The organism is Mycobacteroides sp. H003 (genome assembly GCF_001440135.1).
Lineage (GTDB): Bacteria > Actinomycetota > Actinomycetes > Mycobacteriales > Mycobacteriaceae > Mycobacterium > Mycobacterium gwanakae.
Map to the genome: position 1 here is coordinate 482967 of NZ_LJYL01000034.1, position 14289 is coordinate 497255.

12 protein-coding genes and 1 pseudogene are annotated in these 14289 nt (G+C 62.3%); 7 read left to right on the plus strand and 6 right to left on the minus strand.

Annotation, left to right across the window (positions count from 1 at the left end; genetic code table 11):
• Window positions 1-127: 127 nt before the first annotated feature.
• Together AOT87_RS22540 and AOT87_RS22545 are read left to right on the plus strand one after the other, a co-directional pair.
• The gene (locus tag AOT87_RS22540; protein ID WP_057967902.1) at window positions 128-745 is read left to right on the plus strand and encodes a superoxide dismutase; all 618 of its coding nucleotides are present in this window, start codon (window positions 128-130) and stop codon (window positions 743-745) included.
• 36 nt (window positions 746-781) lie between these two features.
• Complete coding sequence (locus tag AOT87_RS22545) at window positions 782-1654, plus strand: 1,4-dihydroxy-2-naphthoate polyprenyltransferase (protein ID WP_057967860.1); 873 nt, start codon at window positions 782-784, stop codon at window positions 1652-1654.
• Between the two features lie 20 nt (window positions 1655-1674).
• Here the strand turns inward: AOT87_RS22545 and AOT87_RS29630 are convergent.
• The 4 genes and pseudogenes from AOT87_RS29630 to AOT87_RS22560 form a co-directional block, all read right to left on the minus strand.
• Window positions 1675-1914: pseudogene (locus tag AOT87_RS29630) on the minus strand (hypothetical protein); the annotation flags it as partial.
• Between the two features lie 618 nt (window positions 1915-2532).
• Window positions 2533-3114 (minus strand): Clp protease N-terminal domain-containing protein, encoded by a 582-nt coding sequence (locus AOT87_RS22550; RefSeq protein WP_057967859.1) that lies wholly within the window; start codon window positions 3112-3114, stop codon window positions 2533-2535.
• A 6-nt stretch (window positions 3115-3120) separates the two neighbouring features.
• Window positions 3121-3342 (minus strand): sigma factor-like helix-turn-helix DNA-binding protein, encoded by a 222-nt coding sequence (locus tag AOT87_RS22555; RefSeq protein WP_057967858.1) that lies wholly within the window; start codon window positions 3340-3342, stop codon window positions 3121-3123.
• A gap of 54 nt (window positions 3343-3396) precedes the next feature.
• Window positions 3397-4569 carry a cytochrome P450 gene (locus tag AOT87_RS22560; protein WP_057967857.1) on the minus strand — a complete coding sequence of 391 codons (1173 nt, stop codon included), beginning with the start codon at window positions 4567-4569 and terminating at the stop codon, window positions 3397-3399.
• A gap of 414 nt (window positions 4570-4983) precedes the next feature.
• Here AOT87_RS22560 and AOT87_RS22565 point away from each other — a divergent pair, with 414 nt between their 5' ends.
• Window positions 4984-6306: a cytochrome P450 gene (locus AOT87_RS22565; protein WP_109398714.1), complete on the plus strand. Its 1323-nt coding sequence runs from the start codon at window positions 4984-4986 to the stop codon at window positions 6304-6306.
• On the opposite strand, the gene AOT87_RS22570 is transcribed toward AOT87_RS22565, so the two are convergent.
• Entirely contained in the window at window positions 6293-6766 is a 474-nt protein-coding gene (locus AOT87_RS22570; RefSeq protein WP_057967900.1) for a nitroreductase family deazaflavin-dependent oxidoreductase, read from the minus strand. The genes AOT87_RS22565 and AOT87_RS22570 overlap by 14 nt on opposite strands.
• A gap of 216 nt (window positions 6767-6982) precedes the next feature.
• Here AOT87_RS22570 and AOT87_RS22575 point away from each other — a divergent pair, with 216 nt between their 5' ends.
• Both AOT87_RS22575 and AOT87_RS22580 read left to right on the plus strand, forming a co-directional pair.
• Window positions 6983-8368 carry a wax ester/triacylglycerol synthase family O-acyltransferase gene (locus tag AOT87_RS22575; RefSeq protein WP_057967856.1) on the plus strand — a complete coding sequence of 462 codons (1386 nt, stop codon included), beginning with the start codon at window positions 6983-6985 and terminating at the stop codon, window positions 8366-8368.
• A complete protein-coding gene (locus tag AOT87_RS22580) occupies window positions 8365-10539 on the plus strand; it encodes an aminotransferase class III-fold pyridoxal phosphate-dependent enzyme (protein WP_057967855.1) in 2175 nt (724 codons plus the stop codon). Before AOT87_RS22575 ends, AOT87_RS22580 begins: the two co-directional genes overlap by 4 nt.
• A 5-nt stretch (window positions 10540-10544) precedes the next feature.
• Here AOT87_RS22580 and AOT87_RS22585 read toward each other — a convergent pair whose 3' ends face one another.
• On the minus strand, window positions 10545-11489 hold the full coding sequence (locus AOT87_RS22585) for an SDR family NAD(P)-dependent oxidoreductase (protein WP_057967854.1): 945 nt from the start codon (window positions 11487-11489) through the stop codon (window positions 10545-10547).
• Between the two features lie 51 nt (window positions 11490-11540).
• Here AOT87_RS22585 and AOT87_RS22590 point away from each other — a divergent pair, with 51 nt between their 5' ends.
• Window positions 11541-13010, plus strand: coding sequence for an NAD(P)/FAD-dependent oxidoreductase (locus tag AOT87_RS22590; RefSeq protein ID WP_057967853.1), 1470 nt, complete (start codon window positions 11541-11543; stop codon window positions 13008-13010).
• A 17-nt stretch (window positions 13011-13027) separates the two neighbouring features.
• On the plus strand, window positions 13028-14287 hold the full coding sequence (locus AOT87_RS22595; RefSeq protein ID WP_057967852.1) for a sulfotransferase: 1260 nt from the start codon (window positions 13028-13030) through the stop codon (window positions 14285-14287).
• Window positions 14288-14289 lie beyond the last annotated feature (2 nt).

Here is a 14289-nt window from a genome sequence, read left to right on the forward strand (position 1 = left end):
GATTGGGCATCAACTACATCGAAGACAATTCCTGATAATGACCGCGTCGGCCGCGGGAGCCCTCACGCTCGCATCATGCGCCGATGAACCCCGGGGAGAAGCGCCTCAGGAAGAGGAGAAGACCAGCGTGTATACATTGCCGAATCTCGACTGGGATTATTCGGCCCTGGAGCCGCATATCTCCGGCGAAATCAACCAACTGCACCACGACAAACATCACGCCGCCTACGTCAGGGGCGCCAACGACGCCGTGGAGCAGCTTGCCGAAGCCCGCCAGAAGGCCGACAACGCCGCAATCGTACTGCTGGAAAAGAATCTCGCCTTCAATCTCGGCGGCCACGTGAACCACTCGATCTGGTGGAAGAACCTCTCTCCGAATGGTGGTGACAAACCACAGGGTGACCTGGCAGCCGCCATCGATCAGCAGTTCGGCAGCTTCGACAAGTTCCGCGACCAGTTCTCCGCAGCGGCCAATGGCGTTCAGGGGTCAGGCTGGGCATGGCTCGGATACGACACCCTCGGCAAGAAACTCCTGACGTTCCAGATGTACGACCAACAAGCCAACGTGCCGTTCGGCACGATTCCCCTTCTCGGCTTGGACGTCTTCGAGCATGCCTACTACCTGCAGTACAAGAACGTGAAGGCCGACTACATCAAGGCCTTCTGGAACGTGGTGAACTGGGCAGACGTCCAGGCTCGTTTCTCGGCGGCACTATCGAAGACCGCAGGACTCATCTTCCCGTAGCGGGTAATCGGGCGCGGCCATGGCAGGATCGGCCGCATGGCCAGCATCGCGCAGTGGATCGAAGGTTCCCGTCCCCGTACCTGGCCCAACGCGCTGGCACCGGTCATCGCGGGCACAGGCGCCGCCGCGGCGGCCGGCAGCCCCGTCTGGTGGAAAGCGCTGCTGGCCCTGACCGTATCGGTAAGCATGATCATCGGCGTCAACTTCGCCAATGACTACTCGGACGGAATTCGCGGAACCGATGACGACCGGGTGGGACCACTACGGCTGGTCGGCTCCCGGCTGGCATCGCCGTCGGCAGTCAAGGCCGTCGCCATCGCGTTCCTGGCTCTGGGCGCCGCCGCGGGATTGGCGCTTTCCATCACCACCGCCTGGTGGCTGGTAGCGGTCGGCGCAGCGTGCGTCGCCGGCGCCTGGTTCTACACGGGGGGTTCGAAGCCCTACGGATACAGCGGGTTTGGCGAAATCGCCGTCTTCATATTCTTCGGCCTGGTGGCCGTGCTGGGCACCGAATACGTACAGACCTTGACGATCAGCCGCACCGGCCTGGCACTGGCGGTGGCAATCGGCAGCTTCTCCAGCGCCGTATTGGTGGCCAACAATCTGCGCGATATCCCCACCGATCGCGAATCCGGCAAGATCACGCTGGCCGTCCGATTGGGCGATGCGCGCACCCGGATCCTGTTCCCGGCACTGCTCGCCGTTCCGGTTCTGGTCAGCATCGGCCTGGGCATTGGCCACCCGTGGCACCTGCTGGGGCTCGTGATGTTGCCCCTCATGGTCAAGGCCGCCCGCCCAGTCGTCACCAAAGCGCAAGGGCCGGAGTTGATCCCGACATTGCGCGACACCGGCCTTGCCATGCTTGGCTGGGCGATTCTCACCGCCTCGGCCCTGACCTGGCTGAGCTAGCCCTCGCGGACCGTGACGTCTTAGGAGAAGTTCTTACAGACAACCCCTGTGTTTTGGCAGGTCACACCGGTATGGTCCGGTGCGCTTACCCATCCGCCGCCCTGGGTGAGGCCCGGGGGTAGATCTGAGCGATTCGGGTTACCGGTGGCATCGCAGAACACCCAGCTGTTTTGGCACGCATGCCCCTGACCGTGCGGAAGGGTTCCCCAGCCGGTGTTTCCATCCCTGCCGGGCTGCTGATTGGTAAACGACCAGCGTGACCCATCGCCCACACCTGGTCCGGGTATTGGCGTCACCGGATCGGCAGGGCCCGCGAGTGTCTGTCCCACCGCCGGCTCGCGCAGAACACTGACGCCCGGCGCCCCGAGCCCCAACAGCGGGAGGGCTAACAACGCCGTACAACAAAGAACGTTTCTGGTCTTGGTAAGTGCATACATGGTGACTCCGTAGGTCCGCATATTCAGGTGCGGCCCCCGGGAAACCACTAACAACGAAAAACGTTAGGCGCCGCTTCTATGTCACCTACAGTACACCTGCCGTTCACTTTGACTCAATCTGAAGTTAAAGTGTCGCCAAACCCTTACCCCGGTAGGGGTATTCACCTCGCAATGTGGTTACAACCGTCCACTACCTGGGCATAAGACACCGCAAGATAACGGCGGCGCGGCGAGTTCTCTGATATCCGTAGGTCCCGACGAGGGGCCGCAGCCAACGGCCCATTGACCATGAGACGTCTCAGTGATAGCGCCCGAGTTACCCGCGTCATGGCCGACCGGTACGCGCCACGCACATCACAAACTGAACGCTCCCACAGCGGTCCAGCTTCAGGTGTCCGCAAACGCGATGCCCGGCGCCCCGGGGTCAATCCCCTCGTGGCGCTAGGCGGCCCGATCGAGCAGTCCGACCACTGCCTGCCGCAGCTCATCGGCGGGCACCCGCTCGGTGATTACGGCCAGAGCCACCGGGTCACCACCCCGCAGAATGCCCAGCACCATGTGCTCACATCCGATCCAATTGTCTTTGTGCGCAATGGCTTCCCGCAAGGCTAGCTCCAGGCATTTCTTGGCTGAGGAGTTGAACGGGATCATCCCAAAGGGGCGCCACCCGCGGGCACGCCCCTTGCGACGCCCCGATTTCTCAAATGCCTTGTCGAAGGCTTGCGGGCCGAAGACTTTCGACACACTGTCACGCACCTGCGACAAATCGATGCCAATGGCCCTGAGCGCCTGGGCGTCCTCGTCGTCCAGCGGCGGCTCCTGCGATCCGGCGCGCAGCCGATCACGCACGGCGTCGCCGGTCAGCCCATACCCACCCAGCAGGTCCAGAAGAGGTCCGCCAGCACTGTCCAGCACACCGACCAGGACATGCTCGGCCCCGATGCGCGATTCGTCCATCTCGCGGGCCTCCTCTTGCGACAGCACCACGGCGACCTTGGCCGATTTCTGGAACTTCTCGAACATGGCTGCTCACTTCCTCGCGCGGTTGTATTTCTGATGCACTGCCTGGCGGCTCACTTCGAGAGCCTCGGCGATCGCCTGCCAGCTCCAGCCCTGGTTGCGTGCATTGGTGACGTGGATTGCTTCGAGTCGTTCGCACAAGCGCCGCAACGCCTGTACGGCCCTCAGGCCGACGGCCGGATCAGTGCTACTGACGGCGTCGTCCAGATCGGCCGAGGGAAGATCACCCATGGTTGTCAATATAGATTGACAACCATGGGGCGTCAAGGAAGGTTGACAGGCGGCCTACCAGCCGACAGGCAACTCGAACAGACCCCCGGTCAGCAGGTCGGACCGCATAGTCAGTTCCGAGACTTCCTTACGCAGATACAGCCCGGGCAGCCGCTCGACCAGCTGCCCGAGCACCGTGGTGAGCTGCAACCGGGCCAGCGGCGCACCCACGCAATAACGCGCGCCGTACCCGAACGTGACATGAGCCGCGGTGTGCCGGGTGACATCCAGCCGGTCCGGGCCGCCGAATACGGCCCGATCGTGATTGGCCGCACCGACATCCAGCAAGAGGAGGTCTCCGGCAGCGATATGCACCCCATCGAGGTCGAGATCTTCACGCGCGTATCGCGGTATCTCGCCGCCGCCCGTACGCGAGGCACGTAACGTCTCTTCCACCGCGTTGGGAATCAGGTCCGGTTGTGCCACAAGCAAAGCCCACTGTTCGGGATTGGCCAGCAACAGCAGTGCGGCCAGACCGAGCTGGACAACGGTGGTCTCATGCCCACCGAGAAGCAACGCCATCGATTGCGAGGCGATCTCGTGGTCGGCGACACCGTCCACAGCACAGAGACGGGAGATCACGTCATCGCCGGGGTCCTCGCGCTTACGGCCAACCAGTTGTAACCCGTACACGAAAAGCTGGCCCATCCCCCACTCAGACAGACTCCGATCGCGGGTATTCGATGCGGCCGTGGTCCATTCACGAAACTCGGCTCTGTCCGCGTAGGGCACACCGAGCAGTTCGCACAACACCATCATCGGCAACGGCTGGGCGATGGCGGTGTACAAATCGGCGGGCGGGCCCTGCTCGATCATCGCGTCCAGCAGTTTCGTGGACAATTCGGACACACGACTTTCCAACGCCCGCATCTGCTTTGGCGTGAAATGCGGTTGCATGAGCCGTCGCCCCCGCGCGTGGTCGTCACGTTCGGTCTCATAGTTCCCGATCGGTCCACCGAAGAACGCCGATTTACCGGACCGGGCAGCGGTTTCGGGCTCGGGGTGTGACCGGCCCACCCGATCGTCATCGAACAGCTGCCGCACTGCCGCATGTCCGGTGACCAGCCAGGCCGGGTCTCCGACTGCGGTGGTCACCCGGTGCACGTTCCCGGCACACTGCAGCTCCCGCTGCAGGGGAGCCGGCGTGAACAATCCCTCACGCGCGAAGGGCAGCTGCGGCGGTTCCATGAAATTACTGACCCCCAGGATCAAAAATAGAACCTCTAGTCAATTACCCCAGGCATCATAAGCGACCCGCCATGACCAGGTTCTCAAAATTCGGAAAACCATCAAAATTTGCCAACGATTTCTTCTTCATACATATCCCCTATTAAAAGCAGCTCTATGAGAGATAAATACATTGCCACTATGCGGGAGGGGTCGATGATTCCGCCCCGGCTGAGGCCGGGGCATATCAGGGTTATCGATTGCCCAGACAGAAATTAGGACACGTTCTAGTGTGAGAACTTGTTCGAGAAACAGGCCTTTGATCGCTCATCCGGTCAAACACCTTGGGGGTGGAAATTGACACAAGCGGCCAGCGTTCCGTGCGCCGAGTCGGCCACGACCTACGTCAGTCCTCCGGGCCTGCGCGTGGCCCGGATGTTGTCCAGGCTGCCCAGGTTGGGAGACACCGTTGGATTGATGTTGGATCCCACCTTCTACCTGTTCGAGAAATATCTGCGACATGGCCCGGTCTTCACGGTCAAGACGCCCTATCAGACGTACACGGTGCTGGCCGGAGCCGACGCCGCCACCTTCATGAGCAGTAAGGAAGGGCGCGAGTGCCTGACGGTCGGCAGCTCATGGCGTTTCGTCGAGGAGCAGTTCGGCGGCAGAGACTCATTGGTCGCCGTGGACGGACCCCAGCACAAACAGTGGCGCACGCTGCTGCAGCGCGGCTATTCGCGCGAGGCCATCGCAGGCCGATACGCGGAGGCCGTAGACGTGATCGACGATGCCGTCAACAAGCATTGGAAGCCGGGGCAGTCGGTACCGGTCCTTCCCGCAATGCAGAAGTTATCCATCGCACAGGTCGGCACGTTCGTAGGCGGCGTCCGGCCGACCGACAACGACATCGAAGATATCGCGCTCGTAACCCGCGACATCCTGAAGATCGCTCCAGTACAACATATTCCGAAGTTCATGCTGCGCCTGCCGCGCTACGTCAACGCACGGTCACGCATGGTCAGCGTGGCACAGTCGGCCATTGCCCTGGCGCGAGGTACTCAAGCGGGCGAAGGACCGTCCAGGTCCGCCCTACTGGACGACATCCTCGAATCCTGTGCCGACGATCCCGAAGCAACCAACCAGCGCAATATGCTGTTCCACTCGGTCCTGCCCTACTTCGCGGGAGTTGAAACAACCTCGGCAACAGCAACATACGCGCTCTACCTGATCCTCAAACACCCGACGGTCTTGGCCAGGATCCAGCGCGAAGTGGACGCCATGTTTGCCGCAGGCGACATCACCCATGACGGCTTGTTCCACGCGACCCCAGTACTGCACGGTGCCGTGATGGAGGCGATGCGGCTACACCCCATAGCCTCCTTCATCATTCGCGTGGCAGCACAGGATTTCGAGTTCCACGGGCATCGCATCAGACGCGGGGAAGGGGTGTTTGTCGGCACCACCGTCCCGCACTTCCTCAGTGAGTTCTACCCCGACCCGATGAGATTCGACGTCGACCGCTATGGCGACTCGGTGGGACCCAACCGCACACCCGGTGCCTATTCCCCCTTCGGACGCGGGCCACACATGTGCGTGGGCAAGGGGCTGGCCGAATCGTTGATGCAGCTGATGCTTGCGCGCATCATCCACCGCCGCACTTTGGAACCCAGTTCTCCGTCTTACCGGCTCTCCAACCGGATATCGTCGAGCTCTCCGTCTCCGAAGTTCGCTGTCCGCGTGGTTAGTTCACGCTGACGATGCGGTCGTTCAATCTGAAGACACGAGGCTGGCGTTGCGACTTGCGCTCGACGTCGGCGTGGTACGGAGACAGCTGCAAGATGCGGGCCCAGATCACGTCGCGGTCGGCCCCTTGTAAAGGTTCGGCCATGCAGGCCCGCTCGCTACCACCGATGTTCACTCGGCATGCGGGCCGTTTCATCAGCCAGGACGACCAGAGTGGATGTTTCGGCCGTGACCAGTTGGTACCAACCACATACACCGCCCCGTCGATCATCAAGTACTGCAGGGGCACAACGACTTCCTCTCCGCGGCCATTGGTGACCAACAAGGTCAACGACGGAATCCGCGAGACGGCGGTGATGGTCCACCGGCCACCCGCGAGCCGGTACAGCACCCGGTCCGCGATGACGGAAGACCGACGGATCGGCGCCGCCAGATTGTGGTGCCCCACTGACAGCACCGCCTTGCGGATCACCCCCACAAGCCCGCCCCGCTCCTGCCATGCCTCCGCCGATGTGTCGATGTCAACCTCCCCGGTCCAGGTACCCGAACAATGCCATGACGATAGCGCTCGACGCTGGCGCGGCAAGCTGAATCTGATCGATGACCCTGATCTGAAACCAGCGATCACAAATCCCGAGAACGTTGTGACCGAAGCGAATTCCGCTCCCGACCGATAGGAAGAACCGAGATGGAACAGCTCACCGGATACGATGCAAGCTTCCTCTACCTTGAGACACCCACGCACTATCACCAGGGTTACGGTGTCGTCATCCTCGACACATCAACCATGGCGGACGGTTATAGCTTTGGAGCGGTACGGGACTGGCTGAGTTCTCGAGTCGCCGAGATTCCCACCTATACCGAGAGAGCCCACGACCCCTGGTACAACCTCGGCCATCCCTTTTGGGTTGCCGACAGCTCGTTCGACCTGGATCGCCATGTGCACCGTGTCGTGCTCCCGTCGCCCGGCACCGATGCGCAGCTCGCCCAACGCTGCTCCGAAATCGCCTCACTCCCCCTCGATCAGCGGCACCCGTTGTGGGAAATCTGGGTGCTGGAGGGCATGAGCAATGGGAACGTGGCGATTCTGATCAAGCGCCACAACGCGAGTCTCGACGGCGTTCGAGGCAACTCGCAGCTGGGCCAGCTGTGCGGCAATGAAGCCACCGAGTTGGCGGTAGTCCGCGATGCCGGGCCGATCGAGCCTCTCGCCCTCATGTTAGGTGGCTTACGCACCCTGGCCGGTAAGCCGGTCAAGATGGCCAAGATGCTTGCCGAAAACATCAGGTCACGCCGCCAGGGGGATGCCCCGGAGCTTCCGCCCGGAGTCCCCGAGCCCATGTCGGCGCCACGCACTTCGTTCAACACCACGCTGACCTCCAATCGCAACCTGGCATGGATAAGCCTTCCGATCGCCGACGTGCTGCAGGTGAAAAGAAGGCTGGACGTGAAGCTGAACGACGTCATGCTCGCGCTGACCGCGACCGTGATACGCAAGTACCTCATCGAACGCGATGAACTCCCGGACCTACCGCTGCGCGCCTTCGTCCCGGTCTCGGTTCACGATAAGCCCGGCCAGCACGGCCGAAACCGCACCACCGGTCTGCTGACCAGCCTGCAGACCCGCACCGACGACCCTGTGCAGCGAGCGCGAGAGATCGCCTCCATCACCGACGCGGCCAAGGTGCATGCCGAGGCGCTGGGCCCCGGACGGATCCACGACTGGTTCGACTTCAGCGCACGGTACTGGGGTCTGTTGTTCCGCGCCTATTCCCGCCTGCGGATGGCTGATCGGCACAAGGTGATGCAGAACCTCGTGTTGTCGAATATTGGCGGGCGCCACACAGATCTGTATTTCGCCGGAGCGAAAGTGTCCGGTTTCTATCCCTTCGGGGCACCCTTCGACGGCGGTGCGCTATTCGTCACGGTTGCCTCTCACGACGACCGGCTCAACGTGGGCCTGATCGCGTGCCCCGAGATAATCCCTGCGCTCGCCGACATCGCCGCAGGGTACAAAGAAGCGCTCTCCGAATTGTCGGAGGCCCTGGATACCGCCGAGGCCATGTCCAAATGAGCGGCCAGGGAGGGGCAGAGACCGCGCTGAATGCCGATAGGTACCGCGCCGCGACCCAGGACACAATCGGCACACTGATCGAACTCAACAGATCCAAACGCCCCAACATTCTCGTCGCGGGGTTGGCGATCACAGCAGAGAGCGCGCAGGTCGGATATCTCATCAGTGAATTACTCTCTACTGGAACGGATTACGTCACCTATTTCGGGAACTCGCTGGAAGAGGCATTGTCGGGGGCCATTCGATTGATCCGCCACACCAGCAAGGTGACCGGCGATCGACACAGCGAGAGCTGGATTCTGGTTGCGGACCGCGACGAAAGGCTGCGGCGGTACTTCGATCCCCTCGGTGAAGGCGCGGGCGAGGGGATGACACGCCACGTGAGATTCGTGTCCTCCCCCGCAGAGGCGCTGGCGGAGCTTCCGACACGGGCATGGTCAGGGCTGGTGGTCCTCGATCCCGATGGCGAGACCGCCGATCTACTGTCGACAGCGCAGCACCACAACATGATCCGGGTGGTAGCGGAGAGCCGTCCCCTGGGTGTCGCCGAGGTCAGCAGACCCGCCGACGGTGACGTCTTCGTCTTCGGCGAGAACCTCACCGATTTCCAGGCCCCGTTCGGCTCCTATTCGATGTCGCAACAAGCCTATCGCGTCTGGAACAACCCACTGGACGCCATGGCGCAGACATCGACGTTCGCCGCGAACGCCACTGCCTTGACCCTCGTGATCGAAACTCTGCGCCGCCATGGGTATGTCAGCGATCTGCAGGAAACGGTTCTCGCCGACATCCATACATCACGGCGGGTACGTAACGACCATTTCCGCCAGTTCTCGAATCCATCCGCAGCCAATCTGATGGAGGCCTTCGGTCTCGATTTCGACTTATCGGAAGCCGATGGCGCGCGGATCCTATTGCGGGACGGGACAACACTGCTTGACTGCGCACTGGGTAACGGCGCCAACCTACGCGGGCATAATCCCCCGGATATCACACAGCTACTCGCGGACCACGATGAGCACGCGGACTACACCACACTGTTGTCCGAGTTATTGTGTGAGGTAAGCGGTTTCGACGAGGTACTGCCAGCGGTCAGCGGGGCCACGAGCGTGGAAGCCGCCCTGTCTCTGGCACGGCTCGCACGTCCCGACAAACCGCGCATCGTCACTTTCCGGGGCAACTTCTCCGGCAAGACCATCTCTACCCTCAATGTCAGTCGCTACGGACCGCAGCGTTCTGCCAGCATCGACGGCGCGTTCGAACCGTACTACCCGGACGTGGTGTTCATCGATCCCTTCGGTGCCCAGGCGGCCCAGGAACTCACCCAGGCCCTGGAGCATCCGGATGTGGGTCTGGTGTGGTGTGAACTGATCCAAGGGATGTCCTGCCGCGCGATACCTCCCGAGTTGCTGCACATAATTACCGATGCCAGGCAACGTCGCGGCTTTCTGGTCGGTATCGACGAGGTGCTCACCGGCGTGTGGCGCAGCGCCGAGACATTCCTGCTTCAACAAACCTGGATGCCCGGCGTCGTGGACATCGTCACCATTGCCAAACCCCTGTCGGACATGATGTTTCCCATGGCGGCTGCGCTGGCGACGTCGACAGTGGTCGACGCTGCGCGCGAAACAAATGCCCGTGCCGTATCCGATCTACAGGGCCGGTACCGAAACAACCTCGGCGCGCACATTGCCTGGCACGCTCTGCGCAGTGTCGACACCCCGGAGTTGCACACCCAGCGCCGAGCCGAACGCGCCACCCTCATCGAGGGCCTACGCCGTCTGGCAGCCAGGTCGCCGCTGTACCAGTCGGTGGAGGGCTACGGCACGCATCTACGCCTCATCGTAGATCCGCGGTACTTCCCGTTCCAGGAGAACGGCCTGATGGGGGAATTACTGGGCCAGGCCATGGAAGACCTGATTCTGCGGCGCTGCAAGGTGATCCTGGGACGCGGCCGCTTCTTCCCCCCACTGTTCCCTCCTTCAGGGACGATGGCCGAGGCCGTCGAGCGGCTGGAACGCGGATTCGACGGCGTCACTCCGCTCACGGTGTACGCGACCCTGGTGCGCTGTCTCGCGGGTCTCACCACCTTCATGGCGAAAAGACAGCTCCAGCGGCTGGTACCCGGCTCGACCCCGGCTCGGGGCGCCAGGATGGGCCGGGCCACGTGAGCGGCTCAGTCGGATGGCGGGTGGCCGGCCTCAAACCACCATGGGGCCACCAAACCGGCAGTGATGCCGGCGATTTCATTGGTCTCGTGATACAGCGCCCGTGCGGCCTCTGTCGAACTCGCGGTGGGCCATGGCAGATAGCGGTCAATCTTCGCGTAAGCGAGACCGGGCGCGGTGTCACCGCGCGTCAGGAATTCATGCAACCAAGCGGCAGAACGCTCGGGCGTGCTGAAGCCCTCCGAATTCTCGAATCTGGTGAGTATCGAGCGGAACAGCCAGCGGGACAAGCCATTCATATTCCTGGTGATGCCGGTGGCCGGCATGATCCCCGGATCGTAGGAGAGCACCGCGTAGTCGTCCGGGACTCGCTCGGAGTAGGCGCGGCACAGTTCCACCGTTCCCCTCTTACTGGTCACATACGCCTGCGGCCCGCCAAGCGCACCGGGCAGACATGCCTGGGCCAGCGGAAGGCCGGAGGGCTCGGGGAGCCCGGTCCACCAGCGCCGACGATCGTGAGCGCCGGAACCCACAAACACAACTCGCGCCTCGGCGTCCAGGGATGGCGACAACAAACCCAGGAGCAGATGCGGCGCTATCAGATTGGTGACCATGGTGCTGTCGAGACCACCGTATGCAGATCCCGGCCGACGTCCCGGATGAATCCCGGCGTTGAGCACCACCGAACCGATCGGCCCGAGGTCTCCGGCGCGCACCGCATTGTTGAGCTCAGCCGCGGCCTCCCGAACACTCTCCAGCACCGCCAGATCGCACACCACGTAGTGCACGTCATCCGTCCCGAAACGACCGATCAACTCGGCCCGGCGTATTTCATTGCGGCACAACATAATCAGCCGATACGAGCCGGAGACAGAGAGGAGCTGCGCAAGTGCTGACCCAAGCCCGGACGTGGCACCCGTCAGGATCAGCGATCTATTGCCGGTTCGCCGCATAGTTCAGGAATATACGGCCATAATCATCTCGAATCAGGCAGGGAGACCCAAGTGAGCTTCGAACACGAGCAAGCTGTCGACGTCCTCGTCGTGGGTGCCGGTATCGCCGGAATCAGTGCGGCATGGCATTTCGCCAACCATTGCCCATCATTGAACATCGCAGTGCTGGAGAGCCGTTCGGAGATAGGTGGCACGTGGAGCCTGTTCCGTTACCCGGGCGTGCGCTGCGACTCGGACATGTACACACTCAGCTTCTCCTTCGCGCCGTGGACCGGGCGGGAGGCGATCGTGGACGGTGGCACCATCCTTCGGTATCTGAAAGACGTAGTCGCCAAGGAGAATCTCGAGCCGCTCATCCGATTCAATCACGGCGTACGCGAGGCCCGATGGTCGTCGGAGACCGCCAAGTGGACGCTGGCAGTCGACACTCCAGACGGTCCACGAACTATGACTTGTTCGTTTCTGATGGTGTGCACCGGCTATTACCGCTACGACGGCGGATACCTGCCGGAGTTTCCCGGCATCGAAGACTTCCACGGCCCTGTGGTGCATCCCCAGGAGTGGCCCGAAGATCTCGCCCTCAAAGACAAAAGGGTCGCCCTCATCGGCAGCGGTGCGACCGCGATGACCCTCGCACCGCGACTGGCCGAGGAAGCCCGACATGTCAGCGTGGTGCAACGCTCCCCAAGCTATGTCGTGAGCCGCCCGCAGCGTGATCGCTTCGCCAACCTGCTCTTGCGCTGCCTCCCCGACAGTCTGGCGTTACAGATCATCCGCGCCAAGAACATCTCCCTGATGACACTCTCCCTCTATCTCGCCCGCCGGGTTCCAGAACGCATGGGCGAGGCCATTATCGATCGTGCGAAACGCGAACTCCCGCCCGGCTATGACAGCGATACCCATTTCCGGCCGCGTTACAAGATCTGGGACAACCGGTTGTGCCTGATCCTCGACGGCAACCTGTTCGAATCGATCGGACGCGGCGACCTCAGCATGGTGACCGGGGAGATCGAAAGGTTCACCAAAACCGGACTAGTCCTCACCTCCGGTGAGCAGGTGTCTGCTGATGTCGTGGTGGCGGCCACCGGATTCCATATGCGGCTGTTCGGCGGTATCGAGTTCTACCGCGACGACGAGCCCATCGACTTCAGCAGCACGGTCTGCTACAAGGGGATGATGCTCGACGGTGTACCGAATTTCGCCTTCACCGTCGGATATCAAGCCGCGAGCTACACGCTCAAGGCGGACATCGTGTCACGGTATGTCAGCAGGCTGCTCGACTATCTCCACTCCCACCGGATTTCCTCGGTGACACCGCATCTCGACGACGATTCGGTGTCCCTAGAGCCGTTCACGGGATATCGCCCGGGTTATGTGGAACGCGTGCTGTCCGACCTGCCACGCCAGGGCTCGCGGCCGCCCTGGCGGCTGAGCATGAACTACTACCGGGACATGTGGATGGCGCGCGCGCAACCCGTCCAGGATGACAACCTCCGGTTCTCACAAAGCGTTGCGCAATAGGATAATTGGACCAGGCAATGACGACACCGGCGTTCCGAGTCACACGTCCGTGGCCGATCCGCATGCTCAATCACGCCGGACGACCGCTTGCCAGGATCGGGGCGGCCCCGCGGCTGGACGCGCAGCACCTGCGGGCCGCGGCAAGCCGCGCCGCCGGACTGCCGTGGATACCCGACGACTATCTCGACACCGCACTGGATGTTCTCGTGGCTTCGCTGCGCGACGAGGCGGTGCTCAGTTTTCTGGGCCGAAAGATGGTGCAAGTGCGACTCGTCGGGATGCTCAGCACGCGTCTGCGCTTGCGGGAACTGATCAGGAAACATCCCGAGATAGCGGAGCTGCGGGTTGAGGCGCCGATAGTCATCGTCGGCCTGCAGCGGACCGGAACCACCCTGCTGCACAGGCTGCTCGCTGCCGACCCGGCAGCGGGATCGATGAGTTCATGGGAGGGCGCCCAGCCGCTCCCCCACTCAGACGAGCCCACCGGCGCCGCTCATCTGCGAATAGCCAAGGCCGCCAAGGACGAGGCGTCGTTGCGGTATCTGGCACCGCAGTTTTTCGCCATCCATTCGGTAGAGGCGGAGGCCCCCGAGGAGGATGTGCTGCTGCTCGATTTCGCGCTGCACAGCCAGATGCCGGAGGTGATGTTCCATGTCCCGTCATACGCGAGCTGGCTTGCCGCACAGAACATGCAACCCGCATACGAGCTGCATCGACTGCTTCTACAGGTGCTCCAGTGGCAGCGACCCCGGGGCCGATGGGTACTCAAAACTCCCGCGCACCTTGAACATCTAGACGTACTACTGCGGGTCTACCCGGATGCAGTGGTGGTCTGGACACACCGGGACCCGGCACAGACCACCGCTTCGTCGTCAAGCATGCTGGCGCACTACCAGGCGCTGTTCAGCGACCACGTGGACCATCACCGGCTCTCCCGGTACTGGCTCGGCAAGAACGCGCAGATCATCGACCGCGCGATCACCGTTCGCGGTAACCATCCTGAATCGTTTGTCGACATCAATTACCCTGAGCTACTGAATGATCCGATGAGGTCGGTGCAGCGTATCCATGACGCTGCCGGGCGCCCGCTCTCTGATGCGGCGGTCGCGGCCATGCAGACGTCGTTGCGCACGAACAGACAGCACAAGCACGGTGAGCACCGATACAGTCTCGAACAATTCGGACTGACGACAGAAGAAGTGGACGACGCATACCAACGGTACGTAGAGCACTTCTCGATCGAGCGCGAAAGTGGTGGCGTGCGTGAGCGCCTATGATC